This is a genomic window from Rathayibacter oskolensis (genome assembly GCF_900177245.1).
GTDB classification, from domain to species: Bacteria; Actinomycetota; Actinomycetes; order Actinomycetales; family Microbacteriaceae; genus Rathayibacter; species Rathayibacter oskolensis.
Window position 1 is genome coordinate 271,631 of record NZ_FXBM01000002.1, and the last position, 15,145, is coordinate 286,775.

Here is a 15,145-nt window from a genome sequence, read left to right on the forward strand (position 1 = left end):
GACTCGACGTGTCCCGACCGGTCAGAAGGGGTCGGATCCGCCCTCATCGTTCCACCGGTCGATGTCCCTCTCGGCCCGCGCAGCCGCGGCAGGGCTCCGCCAGGCGGTCGTGGTCGCGTCGGCCCAGGCGGTCGCCGAGGTGGGGGCGGAGTCGTAGGACGCCCAGAACCGGGCCTCGCGAGCGGTCTCCTCCCCGAGGAGCCTGAGCCGGCCGGTGTGCGCGGACCGTGCGGTGATCGAGAGCGGCGTCGTGGCGCCGCTGCGGGCTTTCTGCTCGGCCGGAGCCGGGGTCGTGCTGATCAGTGCAGCCATGCTCGGACTGTACGCCTCAGCACGCTCTCGATACCGGATCCATCGACTCCGGGTGCTCGTCCTTCGACGTCCTGCTCGACGAACGCGACCGTGACGCCGTCTGCGCGGAGGCTGACGCCGCCGAGAGCGGTCAGGACTCGTGCTCGGCCGTGCCACCGTCGACCGGAGGCGTAGTGTGGGCAGCACTCGACCACGGCACTCATGGCCCGGAAGCGGCTCTCTCCCGCTTCCCGCCCCGCGGAGTCTCCCCCCGCAGCAGACGATGACCTACTGGCACAGCCGACAGCATCGAGGCCCCTCCATGGGACAGCTCATCTACGGCGCCTGGCGATGGCGCATCGATTTCGACGACCGGACCCTCCATCACCTCCGGATCGCTCTCGAGCGTCGAGTGAGGATCGGAGCGTCGTTCCGACTGACCTGGGCGCATCGCGGGCCGGCTGAGCACCACCCGAACGCGATCACCATCCATCCGGGCACCCCGCTCGAGTACCACTTCGACGAACGCGAGACGAGCGGGAGCAACCCGCTCTGGCTGCGCGCCCTCCTCCGCCCGATCGCGAACCAGGACATGGTCGTCACTCGCGAGCCCGCAGCGGTCGCACCGTGATCACCTCCGCGCCGGAGCACGATGCGACCCGCGTCGGCTCCGAGCCCTGCCCGCGAGCCCGGCCCGATGCCGGAGCCGCGACGGCCGTAACGAGGACACCGTGAAGACCATGACCTGCCGCGACCTCGGTGGCCCCTGCTCTCTCGAGCTGCAGGGCGCGACCGCCGACGACGTCATCAAGGCCCAGGACCGGCATCTGAAAGACGCGGTCGAGGCCGGTGATCGAGCGCACGTCCCCGCACGCGAGGAGATGAAGGGCCGCTGGAGGCACCCGAGGACGTCCCTCGACTGGTACACCGGCGTCAAGCGCGCCTTCGCCGCACGTCCGGCGACCTGACCGGTCGCGCGGTCGCACTCGCCGCACGCAGCGCGCCGGTCACCGTGTCAGTGCGGCTCGAGCGTGGTCATCGAGCGGACGGGGGAGAGGGCGACGGGCAGGGTGGCTGCGGCCATGAGTGCTGCGCCGATCAGGGCCGCCTGCCACGGTCCGAGGAGGGTGGCGAGGGCGCCTCCGGCGATCGCGCCCCACGAGATGAACCGGTAGGCGGCGTTCACCCTTCCGCGCAGGTCCGGGGCGGTGGCGAGTTGGCGCAGGCTGACAGCCTGGCTGTTCGCGACGAGGAACGCGGTCGCGAGGCCGGCTTCCCGAGCGCCGACCGGCGCACGAAGAGAATGCCGCTCCGGTGTCGCGTCGAGCGGCACGCCGCGTTCTTCCCGCCGGTGCCCCGCTCCGGATCGGGATGGTCAGCCGGTCGGGGAGGAGCGCCGCCGCTTCTCCCTCCACTCCTCGGCGAGGATCGCGTAGACCGCGCAGTCGATCCAGGCCTCTCCGCGTCGCTCGCTCTGGAGGAACAGGGCCTCCCGCCGGAGGCCCATCCGTTCCATCGCGTGCACGGAGCCGCGGTTCTGCGCTGCAGCCCGACCGATGACGCGGTGGAGGTCGAGCGGCCCGAACGCGAGGTCGAGGAGGGCGGAGCCCGCCTCGAGCGAGTAGCCGAGCCCCGCGGTGTCGGGGTGGAGGAACATGCCGATCTCGCCCTGGTGTCCGTCCGCGGATCGGAGGAGGACGGCGTCACCGACCAGCGCCCGCGATGCTCGGACTTCGATCCCGTAGAAGCGGCGGTGGCCCGGTTCGCGCAGCTCCCATTCGGCTGCTCGCTCTTCGAGCCACGGCACGTACTGTCCCTCCGCCAGCGGCGGATGCGCGAGGTGGCGGGAGGCGTGCGCGTCCCCTCGATAGGCCATGACCGCCTGCTCGTCTTCTCTTCGGAGGGGGCGCAGTCGGAGACGCCTCGTGAGGAGATCGACCTCGGCTTCCATCTTCCCAGGCTAGGGGTGGCGACCGGCCGACTGGAGTGTCGTCCCCTCCGGGATCACCTCGCGAGACGGCTCGCGCGGCCGGACTCCCGAGCTCCATCGTGGACAGCACTCAGCCTCGCTCGTCGAGCCGCGTTGTGTTGTCGGCCAGTGCGAGAGCGTCTTCGCATCGGTGTCAGGCTGAGTCGGGGGTCGGAGGGGGATCAGTGGTCACCAGCGGGGAGCTCCGTCGGGTCCTCGACCCTGTCTTCGAGGCGATGCTGGACGAGCGCGAGCTCGCATCGCTGCGGCTGCACGTCACTCGACTCTTCCTCGACGGCACGGAACGTCCCCTCCGTCCCGACGAGCAGCTGGAGGACGGCGACGTCCGCGTCCACTGGGAGGTCCTCAGCGAGAAGGGCGCGTCTCGCGCGCTGCAGAGCGGCGCCGATCTCTCCGACTTCGCGCTCGCCGCGCAGAGCGACCTGCAGGACTTCATCGCGGAGAGCTCGTTCGGCTGGGGTCAGCTCCGCGGACCTCGATCATCCGGATGATGCGCGACCACCGTGCGGCCGCACCCGCCTCCCGTGACGGTTGGCCTGGCGTTTGCCGACCCGCTACGGTGCCTGCGTGTCCGATGTTCCCGCTCTTGATCGCGTGGTCGACGCGATCGTCGCTGCCGAGACCGGCGGGGCCCGCAAGATGGTCGCTGTCGACGGGATCGGCGCCAGCGGGAAGACCACTCTCGCCCGATTGCTCCAGGACGAGCTCGGGATCCGGCAGCCCGTCGTCGTCGTTCATGCCGACGACTTCTTCAACCCTGTCGCGGTGCGTCGAGCACGGGGCCGGTACTCCCCGGAGGGCTTCTGGCTCGACACCTACGACCTGGTCGAGTTCGAGCGGTCGGCGCTCGCCCCACTCCGGTCAGGAGAGGACATGTTCCGGCCTGCGTCCTTCGATCGTGAGGCAGGGGTCGCGAGGCTCGCTCGACCCGTGCACGCGGAATCGAGCGCCGTCGTCATCGTCGAAGGCACGTTCCTGCACCGCGACGAGCTCGCAGAGTACTGGGACTACTCGATCTTCCTCGACGTCCCGTTCGACGTCGCGGCCCAGCGGATGCAGGCCCGGGCCGGCGCCGCTGACGCGCTGGAGGAGCGTCTGCTCGGCCGCTACTTCGGCGCTCAACGGCTGTACTTCGAGGCCGCACACCCGTGGGTGCGCGCGTCGATCATCCTCGACAACAGCTCCGCAGGTGACCCGCGCGTCATCACCGCCGAAGAGAGCGTCGCCCGGCGGGACACTCCGCGAGCGTGAGCCCACGGGAGGGGCTGGTCAGAGCCTCGGACGTCGGTAGCGTGTCGCTCATGACGCTCGCTCTGATGTGCGGTCTCTCCTTCGCAGGCAAGAGCACGTTCGCCGGCGCGCTCGCAGGCGAGCTCGACGCCGTGCTGATCAGCCTCGATCTCATCAACGCCGAGCGAGGTCTTCACGGCGGCCAGGGCATCCCCCTGGAGGAATGGGCGACGACGAATCGACTCGCCCACGAGCGCGCACGCGATCGCCTAGCCGAGGGCAGGCACGTCGTCGTGGACGACACCGGGTCGCCCCGGTTCATCCGCGACGGCTGGCGTGAAGTCGCGGACGCGGCGGGCGCTGTGTTCGTGATCGTCTGGGTCCGCATCGATCCTGCCCTGCAACGCGAACGAGTGCTCGCGAACCGCGCACAGAAGGAACGCCCCGACGTCATCGACGCCGTCCTGACCGGGCATGCCGAGAGCTTCGAGCCGCCCCTCGATGAGGAGCCCATCGCTGTCGACGCGGAGGCCACGCGCGACCCCGTGCGAGCCGCGGCCGTCGCCGACGAGATCCGCGCGATGAGCGCGCACCCCTCCGACGATGAGATCGGCACTGACGTGCTGTTCCTCGGCGGACGATCCGGCGTGGGGAAGTCGTCCGTCGCCGCCGAGGTGTCTCGTCTGCTGGCGATGGACGACGTGAGCCACGCGGTGATCGAGGGGGACAACCTCGATCAGGCGCATCCGGAGCCCTGGCGGAGAGGGCTCGGTCTCGCCGAGCGCAATCTCGCGTCGATGTGGCAGAACTACCGCGCCGCCGGCTACCACCGGCTCATCTACACGAACACCGTCAGCGTCATCGAGATGGAGCCTCTCGCCGCAGTCCTCGGACCTGCTGTCTCGACTACCGGCGTGCTCCTCACCGCGGAGGACGCGACCGCCGAGCAACGCCTCGCCGGACGAGAACTCGGGACGGGGTTGGGGGACGCGATCCTGCGCAGCCGTGCCGCGGCGGCGATGCTCGACTCCGATGCGCCTCCGACCGTCCACCGGCTGCGGACCGACGGCCGAGCAGTCCACGACATCGCTCTCGACGTTCTCGCTCTCACCAGCTGGAGCAGGATCCTGTAGCGGAGGGGGTGCTGATGGAGGACGCACTGCAGGGCGGCAACACGACGGCCGGCGTGGTTCGCGTCGGTGACACGGTGCGGCGACCTCGCAGTTACCGCTCCTCGTTCATCGCAGCGCTGCTCCAAGAGCTGCAGGCGGCCGAGCTCGGTTGGGCGCCCCGCTACCTCGGAGTGGACGAGCGTGGCCGCGACTCGTTCGCCTACGTCGACGGCACCACCACAGACCACCCGAGTCAGCGCGATGAGGCCGCCTACCGCTCAGTGGGGACGATGCTGCGCGAGCTCCACGAGTCCACCCGCACCAGCCCTCTCGCGTCCGGCGGAGCATGCGTGGTCCACGGCGACCCGGGCCCCTACAACGTCATCGTGGCGAGTGGACTGCCTGTGGCACTCATCGACTGGGACAGCGCTCACGCAGGCGACCCGCTCGAGGACGTCGGCTACGCGGGCTGGACGTGGTGCGTCCAGTCCGTCGGCCACATCCCGGTGGCGGACCAGGCGCGACGACTCCGCGAACTCGTCGACGGATACGGTGCCGCCTACGCACCGGACGTCGTTCTGACCGCCGTCGAAGCCGCTCAGAACCGGATCATCGACGCGGAGTCGACGATCGTCGCCGACACCCGTTCCGGCGCTCGACGCAGGGCACACGCTGCGGCCGCCATCGAGTGGGCCCGGGGGGACCGCACCCAGCTGCGTCGCCACCGCGAGACGTTCCGCATCGCGCTCGACCGCGACCCGTAGGGGGATCGTCTCGCGGGCGCTGGACCGGGGAGGGCGGCGCCCGCAGCTGATCTGCGGCGAGGGGTCGAGTCTTCTCTGAGACGAAAGCGGCGTCGCCGACGTTACTGAGTGTGAGTGTTCAGAGAGGGGGGAACTGATGGGGGCATCGGCTCAGGAGGACGTGGTGCTCGCTCGCGTCGAGGAGCGACTCGGTGCGCAGATCACCAGAGCGGCGCGCGTCGCTCGACGGCGCCGGGCGTGCGCTGTCCTCGCCGGAGTGGGCCTCGCGGCTGCCTGCGTCGGGGCGGGAATCAGCAGCTTCGAGGCGGCGACGCCCGCCACCGTGCGCGACGGCGCCGCCTGTTACCGGACGGCCGATCTGAACGAGCCGGATCTGGCGGTGTCGAGCGTCATCGAGGGTCTTCCCGAGGACATCGCCGAGCGGGTGGAGACTGCGACCGCGTTGTGCGGCACCGACGAGTCGGTGAGCGCGGTCTGCGTCCGACCCGACGGCCTCGCCGCTGTGTTCCCGACGGCGCGGGATGCGCCTGACGGCGAGTGGTGTGCTCGCCTGGGCCTCGATGCTCTCGCGTCGCGATGAGGGAGGAGACCACCGAGTCGGATGTCGCCCTCCTCGATGACATGGCCGGCGGCTCGCGCGAGGCGTTCTCCACGCTGTACCGCCGGCATGCATCGGCTGTGTACCGCTACGCGGTCGCGCGGCTCCGGAGTGAAGACGATGCCGAGGATGTGCTGCAGACCGTCTTCTTCGCCTTCTGGAAGAAGCGAGCGACTACGCACTTCGTCGGCGCGTCAGCTCTTCCCTGGCTGCTCGTCGCGACGCGTCTCGAGTGCAACAACGTCTTGCGCGCCGCCATCCGCCGGGGAGAGCGCGATCGGCCTTCTCTGTACGTCGACGCCGGATTCTCGACCGAACGGCTGGCGGAGGCGCGCCTGGTGCTCGAGGACGTCGCCCGTGCGGTCTCCCGCCTTCCTGAGCTCGATCAGCAGATCTTCCGCCTCTGCCTCGTCGAGGACCTGACCTACGCGGCCGCGGCGGCCGAGCTCGACGTCCAGGTCGGATCGGTCCGCAATCGCCTCTCCCGGTTGCGCCGCCTCCTCGGCAGCCGACTCGAAGTCGGCTGAAGACGCTGTGCCCACTCGACGCTGAGCGCGGGAGCGTGACGCTCCGACCTGGTCACCGATCGAACCTCGCCGCTGGGGTGCTGCGCGGCGTCGCCGGCGGCTCCGTCGAGTCAGGTGATCCTCCGGGCTTCGCGGATCACCTCGTCGACGTCGTCACGGAGCTGCTGCAGCTCGCTCCGGTGCGCGTCGATGAAGTCGAGTTGGATCCGCGTCTCCAGAGCTGCGAGCGTGTCGACGGTGCCGAGCTGGTCCTTGCAGGTGACGTCGATGACCGCGATCGCGACCTGCTCCGGTCCGGCCGCCGCGAAGTCGAAGTCGGGGATCAGGACCTCGTCGGAGGGAAGGGCGGTCAGGCCCTCCTCCTCGATGCACTCGGTCCAGAGGGTTCGCTGCCGTGAGAACTCGGCGCCGGCCAGCAGGTCGGATCGAGCCTCGAGCGAGCCCTTGTCCGCGATGGTCGGTTCGGGTGTGGAGTTGATGACCATGGTCGGCAGGGTGTCGGAGGTGCGCAGGCACGTCCTGGCCGTGGCCCACCAGTCGGTTCCGAGCGCTTCGTGCTGGGCCTCCAGGGCAGCGGCGGCAGGAGTGAGGGGCGTCTCGTACCCGTTGGTCCGGGCTTCTTCCATTGCCCACAGGCCGTAGGGGCGGTCGGGAGTGGGAGAGGCCTCGCGTTCGGCCACCCAGTCGACCTCCGCCTGCGGGTAGGGCAGCCCCTGCTCAGCCATGCACGCGCCGACGAGGACGTCGTTCGCGTGCTGCACCAGGGCCGCCTCGGCCGCGCTCATCACGTAGTCCTCGAGCGGGAAGTGGATCTGACCGGTCTCGCGGTCGAGATCCGCAGGCGCGGTCACGGCGGGATCGGAGGTGCTCGCGGTGCAGCCGGCGAGCAGCAGGGCGAGCACCACGCCGGCGCCGAGGCTCGCGCGAAGCCGACGAGCGGGAGACGGTGGAGGAGAGGATCGCATGGGCTGCCCTTCTGTCGTCGAAGAGGTGGGGGAGGGGGTGTGCCGGGTCAGCACTGGAACTGTCCGTTCCCGAAGACGGTGCAGCCCTCGAGGGCGCCGTCTGGTGTTCCGCCGGCGGGCGCCTCGTCGACGACGCGGGTCGTGACGGACGTCGTCGAGAGGGTGGCGCCCGCGGGGAGGCCGTAGCCCGGGTCGACCAGCACCCTCCGCTCCCCGATCAGCCGGCCGGTATCGGGATCGATGAGGATCTCCTGCCGAGTGCCGGTCCTCGACTCCCACCGTCCGATCGCGACTCCGGTCGCACCCTCGAAGGTCGCCTGCTGGTCCGTGATGGTCACTCCGGGGATCTCGGCCGCCGCGTCGAACAGTGCCGCGCGCAGCTCCGCGGGAACGGCGCCGCTCCGCAGCGCGGTCGCGATGAACTCCAACGCCTCCCCCTCCCGGGACGAACCGGTGCTCCCGATCAGGGTGTAGATGCGCTCCAAGAGCTCGTCCGGGTCGCGGGGGAGCCCGGTGAACTCGGTCATCTGCGACAGCTGGTCGCCGCCGTAGAAGCGTCCTCCCGCAGCTCGTAGAAGCTCGGTGCCGTCGCGACCCTCCGCCGCGCGGAGAGCGAAGTCCGCCGCCGCTGCCTGCTCGCTCTCGGGCGAGAACGTCTCGTACAGCTCCTCGGCCGGCCGGACCCAGACCCACTCGTCCGCGGTGTCGGCCGGGATGTAGAGCTGGTCGCGGGTGAGAACGAGGTAGCTCGCGGCGGTGTCGCTGGACACGGGACTCACCGCCGCGGTCGACACCATCAGGAACTGCCCCGGTCCGAGAACCGGATCCGTGGTCTCGATCGCCCGTGCGGCCGCCTCGTGCAGAACGGCCGCGGCCGCCGACGAGGCGCCTCCGGAGCCCGGCCCGAGGACGTTCACGCTCACGAGGACCGTCGCGATCGCGCCGACACCGACCGCGGCGAGCACGAGCCGGCGGGGGAGGACGGCCGGGCGCGGCGGAGCCACCGTCTCGCCCTGGATCCGCTCGAACAGCGCCGCCCGGCCACGAGCGAGGACGGCCTCGTCGGGATCGTCCACGGTTCCGCTAAGACTGCGCAGCAGCGTCAGGCCGTCCATGCTCCACCTCCACCTCGCGGGTCGTCTCCGCGTCCAGGACGCGCCGCAGCTTCGTGCGCGCGCGGTTCAACCGTGAACGGACGGTCCCGATCGGGACGTCCAGAGCGTCGGCGATGCCCTGGTAGTCGAGATCCGCCCACGCGTGCAGCAGCAGCATGTCCCTCTCCCCGGCCGGGAGCCGACGCAGCACGCGCCCCAACCGGCGCAGGGCAGCGGACGCGTCCAACCGGGATGCGGCGGCATCGACCGGATCGACTTCGAGGACCTGCGCGACGTGCTCGGCGAACATGCCCTTCCACGCCTTCGCCTCCAGTCGAGCGCGCTTGCGCAGCAGGACCGTCGCGATCCCCAGCAGCCACGCGCGGACGTCTCCCCGGGCGGCATCGAACTGCGCTCGGGCCTCGAACGCGACGAGGAACGTCTCGGACGAGACGTCCTCTGCCGCGCCGACACCCACCCGCAGCGCTGCATACCGGTGGACGAGCCGCGCGTGCCGGTCGTAGAGCACGGCGAAGGCGGCCGGCTCCCTCAGGGACCGACCGATGACCTCACCGTCCGTCTCGACGCTCACATCAGGTATTGCACGATCAGCGCCCGGGAGTTCCCACGGTCTTCGTCATCCTGAGATCACCGGGCGTCACTCGCCCTTCCGGCTCTGGTTCGCCAGCCACCCGCCGAGCCCGATCGCCAGGAACGTCAGCAGGAGCGCCGAGCGTCCGAGCCACTCGCGCGCAGGATCCTCGAGCAGAGCTCCGAGCAGCAGGCACGCGACGACACCGCCCCCGACGGCCGCGATGGTCCACCACGAGGGCCGGAGCGGGCGACGCCTCCGTCGGCCGGCGTCAGCGGAGGGAGTGACGGGCTCGCTCACCGGTCAGCTCTGGGAGCCGGTGAGTGCGAGCGTGCCGCCGAGACCGATCATCATGACGCCGCCGGTCCCGGTGAGAGTGGACATCCGCCGGGGAGAGGAGGCGAACCAGGCGCGCGCCGTGCCCGCTGCGAGGGCCCACACGCTGTCGCAGATCAGCGCCAGCGCTTGGAAGGTGAGGCCGAGGAGGAGCAGCTGCGTCCAGACGGGGCCGGCGGCCGGGTCCACGAACTGCGGCAGGACCGCGACGAAGAAGGCGATCGTCTTCGGATTCGTCAGTGCGACGACGAATCCCTGGCGGAGGAGTGTCCACGAGGACACGGGAGCAACGGATGACGTGCCGGTGTGCGCGTGGCGGTGACGGATCGCGTGCACCCCGAGCCACACGAGGTAGACGGCCCCCGCCAGTTTGACGACGGTGAAGGCGAGGACCGAGGACGCCACGACAGCACCCACGCCGAACGCGACGGCCAGGACCGCCGGCGTGACTCCGAGTGCGTTCCCGAGCACGCTCAGCACGCCGGCGCGGCGACCGAAAGCGATCGATCGGCTGATGGTGAAGAGGACACTCGGCCCGGGAACCACGATCAGAGCGACCGACGCGAGGACGAACGCCAGGAAGTGCTCAGGGGAGATCATGGGCACACGGTACCGCTGCGCGGCGTCGTCAGCCGGCTCTGAGGGGGAGCGGACATCGCCGTCGTGACGAGCGGCAGTGGACCGGGCGCAGGGCGGTGCTCCTTCGGGTGAAGCCCCGCCCTGACTGGACCCAGGTATCCGGATGTCATTCGCAGCGATCACGTGATCGGTTTGCCTCTCGCCGTGGGCGACACGCGACGAGGCACGTCGCCTGACCACGAGCACTGGTCGCCCGGCGAGCGGGCCACGAGGCGCGGACATCCGAAGCGGCGCGAGCGCGGAGACCGCAGAGCTCTTGAAGTCACATCGTCACTCCCCTTGACTGGAGCGCACCGCATCGACCGAGGGAGTGCCCGTGAAGCCGACCTACATCTACCTGCCGACCGATGACCTCGCGCGATCCAGTCGGTACTACCGCGAGACCCTGGGTCTGGAAGAGGCGTGGCGCGAAGGCGACGACACTGTCGCTTTCGCGGTGCCGGGGGGCGGACTGCAGCTGATGCTCTCCACGGCGCCGGGCGCTCAGGGCGTCATGTACCTCGTCCCCTCCGTGCAGCAGTTCCTCGACAGCCGCCACGCCATCACCGTCGTCTCTCCGCCCGAGGCGATTCCCGGAGGCGTCGTCGTCGGTCTCGAAGACGTCTCCGGCAACGCCTTCTACGTGTTCGACCAGGTCGACCCGGAGGCGCCCGCCGGCTCCTGACTCCCGTCGCCGCGCGGAACGGCCGAATCACGCCGCGGCCTGCTCGGGCGATCGCTGTCAGTGTTCGCACCGCGTCGAGCCCGATGATGGGGCGATGTTCATCCCGACCAGAGCCGCCGGTCTCGAGGCGCTCGACGAGTTCGTCGCCCGCGCCGGCGGAGCCTATGCGCGCGACCGCAATCACGACCTCGGACCGTCTCGCGACAACGTGTCCGGGCTCTCCCCGTACCTCCGCCATCGACTCGTGACCGAGCGCGAAGTCGTCGCGGCGGTCCTCGCGCGACACCGGCTCACCGCAGCCGAGAAGTTCGTCCAGGAAGTGTTCTGGCGCACCTATTGGAAGGGCTGGCTCGAGCAGAACCCGGAGGTGTGGCGCCGCTACCGCCGCGAAGTGGACGACCTCGCGGCGGTCGGTCTCCCGTCGGGATACCGCGACGCGATCAGTGGGCGAAGCGGTGTCGAGGCGATGGACGCGTGGGTGCGCGAGCTCGTCGAGACCGGCTATCTCCACAATCACACGCGCATGTGGTTCGCGAGCATCTGGATCTTCACCCTCGACCTGCCCTGGCAGCTCGGGCCGACTTCTTCTACCGGCACCTGCTCGACGGCGACGCCGCCTCCAACACCCTGTCCTGGCGGTGGGTCGCCGGCCTTCAGACCCCGGGGAAGACGTATCTGGCGTCCGCGTCGAACATCGCCCGGTACACCGACGGGCGCTTCTCTCCGCAAGGCCTCGCCACCACGGCCCCCGCGCTCACCGAGCGGCCCTTCCCACCGCGAGAACCGATCGAACCGGACGACGTCGTCGGGACCCTCGGTTCTCGGGTCGGCCTTCTGCTGCACGAAGAGGATCTCGACGCGGGAAGCCTCCTCGCCGAGCAGCCCGGCCTCGCGGAGCGGCTCGTGACGAGCGCTGCGTTCGCCGACGCCGGAGAACGCTCCCCCTTCGGTGTCTCCGATGCGGTGCACGCCTTCACCGCAGCAGCACTCGTCGACGCCGCGGAACGCGTGCAGGACGGGAGCGGTCGACCGGCGCGAGTGCTGGCGGACACGCGACCCGCGACGGTCGCCGGCTGGGTCTCGTCCGAGCGGCTCGACACAGTGCTGGTCCCCTACGCGCCGATCGGTCCCGTTCACGAGCGACTGAAGTCGCTCCGGACGGCCCTCGCGGAAGAAGGAGTCGCACTCGTGACCGTCCGCCGCCGGTGGGACAGCACCGCGTGGCCCTCGGCATCGCGGGGGTTCTTCCCCTTCCGGAAGCGGATCCCGGCGCTGGTGCGTGGCCTGGACGACACCTCCGACCCGGTCCGCCTCTTCTGAACCCCACTCCGTGAGATCCGCGGCCGACCGACACTCCCCGGGGAGCATCGGTCGGCCGCGGAGTGACTGCCGACAGCGAGTCGGGTCAGCGCTGGACGAGCGGAACCGCGATGTCGGTGACGTCCGCGCCGATGACACCGAGGGAGGTGGCAGTGCCGTTCAGCAGGCCGACCTCGTAGAGCGAGCCGTTGACGGCGGCGAGGCCGATGGAGCCGACGGAGCTGCCGTTCCGGAGGACGGAGTAGACGTCGAAGCCGGTCACGCCCGAGGCGTCGACGCCGAGCTTCCCGGTCGGTGCCAGCGAACCCGCGTTGGCGGGCGACTGGATGGCCACCTGGTCGAGAGCGGTGTCGAGCACGAAGAGCGTGGTCGCCGTGTTCGGGTCGAGATCGTTGTTGGTGTACGCCGCCCCGTTGACGCCGGTGGCGGTGGCGGGCGCGGCGTAGCTCAGCGCGCCGTCGGCCACCGTCGCCGCACCGGGGGTGGCGAACGGCTGACGGAGGTTCTGGCCGGCGTCGCTGACCACGCGGAGGGCGTTGGCGGCGGGGTTGAAGTCGACACCGAAGGTGGTGCCGCTCAACGCCACGGTGAGCCGGGTGACCTGGGTGGCCACGCCGGTGCTGGCGTTGATGGAGTAGACGCCGGCGCTCGCCGCGTTGTCGCCGACACCGTAGAGGTTGCCGTCCTGGACCCGGTAGTCGATCCCGACGAGCGCGGTGTCGCCGCCGGTCAGGCCGCTCACGGCGACGCTGCCCGTGATCCTGCCGGGCTTGAGGGGATTGAACTGCACCAGCGTGTCGCCGCCATCGGCCAGACCGACGACGCGCAGCGTGCCCGCCACCGAGCGGGCGGCGCTGATCAGATTCTTGGCGGCGGCGTTGACCGAAGCGCTGCTGGAATCACTGGTCGCCGCGGCGGGAGCAACACTGCTCACACCGGCCAGCACGGGTGCCACGGCCATCACACCGGCCACGGCGACGGCTGCGATGCCGACTTTGAAGGACCTGCTCATCGTGTACTCCTTGAGACTGTCGGTCGCCGGAGATCGACGACTCACAGGGGTGTACCGTCCGGCCCCCGCGAGCGTTCATCCCGGTGCGAGAAACTTCTCGGGCGGGTGCACCGTCGTCTCGGTTCCGCGCTCTTCGCAGACGCGGGCGCTTCGCTCACGGCACGCGGGCCGCCTTCTGCATCGGGCCGCCTAGGGCAGGCGGGGCTCAGCTGTGCGTCGTGTTCTCCCGCATCTCCTCGAGGCTGAGCTCCGGTGCGCCGCCGGCCGCCGCCTCCGGGTCCATCCAGACGTAGTCCCAGTGGTGGCCGTCCAGGTCGTCGAAGCTCTTCGAGTACATGAACCCGTGGTCCTGCTCGCCGGCCGGCGTCGCGCCCGCTGCGAGGGCCTTCTCGTGAACGGCGTCGACCTCCTCCTTGCTCTCAGCGCTGAGAGCGAGCTGCACCTCGGTCGAGGTGGTGGCGTCGATGATCGACTTGCTGGTGAACTCGGCGAAGAACTCCCGCGTGAGCAGCATCGCGGTGATCGTGTCGCTGATCACCACGCTCACGGCGTTGTCGTCGCTGAACCCCTCGTTGATGGAGTATCCGAGCGACTCGAAGAACTCCCGCGATCGAGCGAGGTCACTCACGGCCAGGTTGACGAAGAGCGTGGTGGGCATCGGTGCGCCGTCCCTTCCAGGGTGCCGGTGGCCCGACGCCGCCGATCGTCCCTGCATGATGCTGAGCGCTCGGCGACGGTGTCAAGTGACGGAGAGTTCCCCGCGCCCGAAGGCCGGCCGACACCCCCGTCAGCGGTGGGCGAGGAGGGCGCGCGCCGCGTGGGTGACCAGCTCGCGGTCGGTGGTGAGGACGAAGTCGTACTCGCCCTCGGCGTGCCTGGAGGCGTCGACCTCGCGGGCGGTGAGGGCCGCCGCGTGATCGGCGGTGAGCACGATCACGTCCCACTCGGCGGCGAGCCTGTCGTCGGCGGCGATCACCCGGTTGAGCGCTCCGGCGGGGAGGCCGGGGGCGCCGCCCACCGTGTACACGGTGAGCAGGCAGCCGCTGTCGGCGAGCCGCTCGTAGCGGCTCCGTGTGGCCGGCGACACGTTCGAGTCGCGCTGGAACGTCGCGAGGAGCACGGCGCTGTCGCCGCCCGAGTGCGCGCGCTCCTCGAGGAAGGTGCTCACCTGCAGCAGGAGGGCCCGATCCGCTCGCCGGGCGGGGACGGCTGCGCTGACGATCTCGAAGGGAGTCGCCGCGCGAGAGGACGACGCGGCCGCCGAGCGCGCGATCCGAGCCCGCCACTCGCGTCGTTCCGTGGGGCTCGTGACGACCCGCGTGGCCGCCTCCGCCGGGCCGGGACGGCCGTAGTGCCAGCCCTGCCCGAGGGTGGCGCCGAGGGCGCGCGCGGTCAGTTCGTGCCGCTCGTTCTCGATGCCCTCGGCGAGCACGACGGTCTCGTTGCGGCCGGAGTAGTCGGCGACCGCCGTCATGATGCGGGCGGCGTGCACGTCGGGCTGCTGCCGGATGAGGCCCATGTCGAGCTTGATCACGTCGGGAGCGATCAGCGGCAGCAGCGCGAGCGTCGCGGGCTCGGCCCCGAGGTCGTCGACGGCGATGGCGTGCCCGAGCTCGCGCAGTCGCTCGATGGCGGCGAGCAGCCGGCCGGTGTCCTTCCCGAGCGCCCGCTCGGTGATCTCGATCGTCAGCGGCAGTCCGCTCGTGAGACCGGCGGGCAGCCGCTCGCGCCAGAGCGTCGGCGGCTCCACGTTCACGAACAGCTCGTGCGCGTCCCGGCCGCCGAGCTCGTCCGCGGCCACCACCGCGCGGCCGATGCACCGGTCGTCCACGCTCTCGACGGCTCCACGGCGGTAGGCGTCCTCGAAAGCCGAGTCGGGGGAGACCGGGCCGGAGTCGTCCGCGAAGCGCGAGAGCGCCTCGTGCGCCACGACCCGGCCCGACGCGAGATCGACGATGGGCTGGAAATGCGTGGCGACGACATCGATCCGCCCGACAACCATGGGACAAGT

At 70.6% G+C, this 15,145-nt stretch carries 21 protein-coding genes and 1 pseudogene; 11 read left to right on the top strand and 11 right to left on the bottom strand.

Annotation, left to right across the window (positions count from 1 at the left end; all coding sequences use genetic code 11):
* Positions 1-21 precede the first annotated feature (21 nt).
* Complete coding sequence (locus B9Y99_RS18775; protein ID WP_085476544.1) at positions 22-312, bottom strand: hypothetical protein; 291 nt, start codon at positions 310-312, stop codon at positions 22-24.
* A gap of 301 nt (positions 313-613) precedes the next feature.
* Between B9Y99_RS18775 and B9Y99_RS10380 the strand changes: the two genes are divergently transcribed.
* Both B9Y99_RS10380 and B9Y99_RS10385 read left to right on the top strand, forming a co-directional pair.
* Complete coding sequence (locus B9Y99_RS10380; RefSeq protein WP_085476545.1) at positions 614-922, top strand: DUF7882 family protein; 309 nt, start codon at positions 614-616, stop codon at positions 920-922.
* 109 nt (positions 923-1,031) lie between these two features.
* Positions 1,032-1,259, top strand: a complete 228-nt coding sequence (locus B9Y99_RS10385; protein ID WP_244274957.1) for a hypothetical protein — start codon at positions 1,032-1,034, stop codon at positions 1,257-1,259.
* A gap of 47 nt (positions 1,260-1,306) precedes the next feature.
* Here the strand turns inward: B9Y99_RS10385 and B9Y99_RS10390 are convergent, their stop codons facing one another.
* The gene (locus B9Y99_RS10390) at positions 1,307-1,624 is read right to left on the bottom strand and encodes a hypothetical protein (protein WP_085476547.1); all 318 of its coding nucleotides are present in this window, start codon (positions 1,622-1,624) and stop codon (positions 1,307-1,309) included.
* Between the two features lie 42 nt (positions 1,625-1,666).
* Positions 1,667-2,242, bottom strand: a complete 576-nt coding sequence (locus B9Y99_RS10395; protein ID WP_085476548.1) for a GNAT family N-acetyltransferase — start codon at positions 2,240-2,242, stop codon at positions 1,667-1,669.
* Positions 2,243-2,445: 203 nt separating this feature from the next.
* On the opposite strand from B9Y99_RS10395, the gene B9Y99_RS10400 reads away from it, so the two are divergent.
* From B9Y99_RS10400 to B9Y99_RS10425, 6 genes are all read left to right on the top strand, one after another.
* Positions 2,446-2,772 carry a hypothetical protein gene (locus tag B9Y99_RS10400; protein WP_085476549.1) on the top strand — a complete coding sequence of 109 codons (327 nt, stop codon included), beginning with the start codon at positions 2,446-2,448 and terminating at the stop codon, positions 2,770-2,772.
* 76 nt (positions 2,773-2,848) lie between these two features.
* A complete protein-coding gene (locus tag B9Y99_RS10405) occupies positions 2,849-3,532 on the top strand; it encodes a nucleoside/nucleotide kinase family protein (RefSeq protein ID WP_129587995.1) in 684 nt (227 codons plus the stop codon).
* Between the two features lie 50 nt (positions 3,533-3,582).
* On the top strand, positions 3,583-4,644 hold the full coding sequence (locus tag B9Y99_RS19195) for a P-loop nucleotide/nucleoside kinase family protein (protein ID WP_085477352.1): 1,062 nt from the start codon (positions 3,583-3,585) through the stop codon (positions 4,642-4,644).
* Between the two features lie 14 nt (positions 4,645-4,658).
* Positions 4,659-5,387, top strand: a complete 729-nt coding sequence (locus tag B9Y99_RS10415) for a phosphotransferase family protein (RefSeq protein WP_208856930.1) — start codon at positions 4,659-4,661, stop codon at positions 5,385-5,387.
* Between the two features lie 136 nt (positions 5,388-5,523).
* Positions 5,524-5,967: a hypothetical protein gene (locus B9Y99_RS10420; protein ID WP_129587996.1), complete on the top strand. Its 444-nt coding sequence runs from the start codon at positions 5,524-5,526 to the stop codon at positions 5,965-5,967.
* Positions 5,968-6,008: 41 nt separating this feature from the next.
* On the top strand, positions 6,009-6,512 hold the full coding sequence (locus B9Y99_RS10425) for an RNA polymerase sigma factor (RefSeq protein ID WP_165759593.1): 504 nt from the start codon (positions 6,009-6,011) through the stop codon (positions 6,510-6,512).
* 110 nt (positions 6,513-6,622) lie between these two features.
* Here B9Y99_RS10425 and B9Y99_RS10430 read toward each other — a convergent pair whose 3' ends face one another.
* From B9Y99_RS10430 to B9Y99_RS10450, 5 genes are all read right to left on the bottom strand, one after another.
* Positions 6,623-7,417, bottom strand: a complete 795-nt coding sequence (locus B9Y99_RS10430; protein ID WP_085476552.1) for a hypothetical protein — start codon at positions 7,415-7,417, stop codon at positions 6,623-6,625.
* Positions 7,418-7,524: 107 nt separating this feature from the next.
* The gene (locus tag B9Y99_RS10435; RefSeq protein WP_165759594.1) at positions 7,525-8,592 is read right to left on the bottom strand and encodes a CU044_5270 family protein; all 1,068 of its coding nucleotides are present in this window, start codon (positions 8,590-8,592) and stop codon (positions 7,525-7,527) included.
* The gene (locus B9Y99_RS10440; RefSeq protein ID WP_208856931.1) at positions 8,561-9,163 is read right to left on the bottom strand and encodes an RNA polymerase sigma factor; all 603 of its coding nucleotides are present in this window, start codon (positions 9,161-9,163) and stop codon (positions 8,561-8,563) included. The genes B9Y99_RS10435 and B9Y99_RS10440 overlap by 32 nt, the downstream gene beginning before the upstream one ends.
* A 66-nt stretch (positions 9,164-9,229) precedes the next feature.
* Positions 9,230-9,463: a hypothetical protein gene (locus tag B9Y99_RS10445; protein WP_085476555.1), complete on the bottom strand. Its 234-nt coding sequence runs from the start codon at positions 9,461-9,463 to the stop codon at positions 9,230-9,232.
* A gap of 3 nt (positions 9,464-9,466) precedes the next feature.
* Entirely contained in the window at positions 9,467-10,099 is a 633-nt protein-coding gene (locus tag B9Y99_RS10450) for a LysE family translocator (RefSeq protein WP_085476556.1), read from the bottom strand.
* A gap of 355 nt (positions 10,100-10,454) precedes the next feature.
* Here B9Y99_RS10450 and B9Y99_RS10455 point away from each other — a divergent pair, with 355 nt between their 5' ends.
* The 3 genes and pseudogenes from B9Y99_RS10455 to B9Y99_RS19200 all read left to right on the top strand — a co-directional run bounded on the left by B9Y99_RS10455 (position 10,455) and on the right by B9Y99_RS19200 (position 12,122).
* The gene (locus B9Y99_RS10455; protein WP_085476557.1) at positions 10,455-10,802 is read left to right on the top strand and encodes a VOC family protein; all 348 of its coding nucleotides are present in this window, start codon (positions 10,455-10,457) and stop codon (positions 10,800-10,802) included.
* 94 nt (positions 10,803-10,896) lie between these two features.
* A pseudogene (locus B9Y99_RS19450) lies at positions 10,897-11,319 on the top strand (FAD-binding domain-containing protein); the annotation flags it as partial.
* Between the two features lie 8 nt (positions 11,320-11,327).
* Positions 11,328-12,122: an FAD-binding domain-containing protein gene (locus tag B9Y99_RS19200; RefSeq protein ID WP_244274872.1), complete on the top strand. Its 795-nt coding sequence runs from the start codon at positions 11,328-11,330 to the stop codon at positions 12,120-12,122.
* A gap of 85 nt (positions 12,123-12,207) precedes the next feature.
* Here the strand turns inward: B9Y99_RS19200 and B9Y99_RS10465 are convergent, their stop codons facing one another.
* The 3 genes from B9Y99_RS10465 to B9Y99_RS10475 all read right to left on the bottom strand — a co-directional run bounded on the left by B9Y99_RS10465 (position 12,208) and on the right by B9Y99_RS10475 (position 15,136).
* Positions 12,208-13,134, bottom strand: coding sequence for a DUF4394 domain-containing protein (locus B9Y99_RS10465; RefSeq protein ID WP_208856934.1), 927 nt, complete (start codon positions 13,132-13,134; stop codon positions 12,208-12,210).
* A 205-nt stretch (positions 13,135-13,339) separates the two neighbouring features.
* The gene (locus tag B9Y99_RS10470) at positions 13,340-13,792 is read right to left on the bottom strand and encodes a VOC family protein (protein WP_129587998.1); all 453 of its coding nucleotides are present in this window, start codon (positions 13,790-13,792) and stop codon (positions 13,340-13,342) included.
* 129 nt (positions 13,793-13,921) lie between these two features.
* Complete coding sequence (locus B9Y99_RS10475; protein ID WP_085476559.1) at positions 13,922-15,136, bottom strand: sensor domain-containing phosphodiesterase; 1,215 nt, start codon at positions 15,134-15,136, stop codon at positions 13,922-13,924.
* Positions 15,137-15,145: the final 9 nt, after the last annotated feature.

Excerpts from the sequence above, each read along its gene's own strand:
- B9Y99_RS18775 (WP_085476544.1), bottom strand. The coding sequence starts at position 312 with ATGGCTGCACTGATCAGCACGACCCCGGCTCCGGCCGAGCAGAAAGCC.
- B9Y99_RS10380 (WP_085476545.1), top strand. The coding sequence starts at position 614 with ATGGGACAGCTCATCTACGGCGCCTGGCGATGGCGCATCGATTTCGAC.
- B9Y99_RS10385 (WP_244274957.1), top strand. The coding sequence starts at position 1,032 with ATGACCTGCCGCGACCTCGGTGGCCCCTGCTCTCTCGAGCTGCAGGGC.
- B9Y99_RS10395 (WP_085476548.1), bottom strand. The coding sequence starts at position 2,242 with ATGGAAGCCGAGGTCGATCTCCTCACGAGGCGTCTCCGACTGCGCCCC.
- B9Y99_RS19195 (WP_085477352.1), top strand. The coding sequence starts at position 3,583 with ATGACGCTCGCTCTGATGTGCGGTCTCTCCTTCGCAGGCAAGAGCACG.
- B9Y99_RS10415 (WP_208856930.1), top strand. The coding sequence starts at position 4,659 with ATGGAGGACGCACTGCAGGGCGGCAACACGACGGCCGGCGTGGTTCGC.
- B9Y99_RS10420 (WP_129587996.1), top strand. The coding sequence starts at position 5,524 with ATGGGGGCATCGGCTCAGGAGGACGTGGTGCTCGCTCGCGTCGAGGAG.
- B9Y99_RS10425 (WP_165759593.1), top strand. The coding sequence starts at position 6,009 with ATGGCCGGCGGCTCGCGCGAGGCGTTCTCCACGCTGTACCGCCGGCAT.
- B9Y99_RS10435 (WP_165759594.1), bottom strand. The coding sequence starts at position 8,592 with ATGGACGGCCTGACGCTGCTGCGCAGTCTTAGCGGAACCGTGGACGAT.
- B9Y99_RS10450 (WP_085476556.1), bottom strand. The coding sequence starts at position 10,099 with ATGATCTCCCCTGAGCACTTCCTGGCGTTCGTCCTCGCGTCGGTCGCT.
- B9Y99_RS10465 (WP_208856934.1), bottom strand. The coding sequence starts at position 13,134 with ATGAGCAGGTCCTTCAAAGTCGGCATCGCAGCCGTCGCCGTGGCCGGT.
- B9Y99_RS10470 (WP_129587998.1), bottom strand. The coding sequence starts at position 13,792 with ATGCCCACCACGCTCTTCGTCAACCTGGCCGTGAGTGACCTCGCTCGA.
- B9Y99_RS10475 (WP_085476559.1), bottom strand. The coding sequence starts at position 15,136 with ATGGTTGTCGGGCGGATCGATGTCGTCGCCACGCATTTCCAGCCCATC.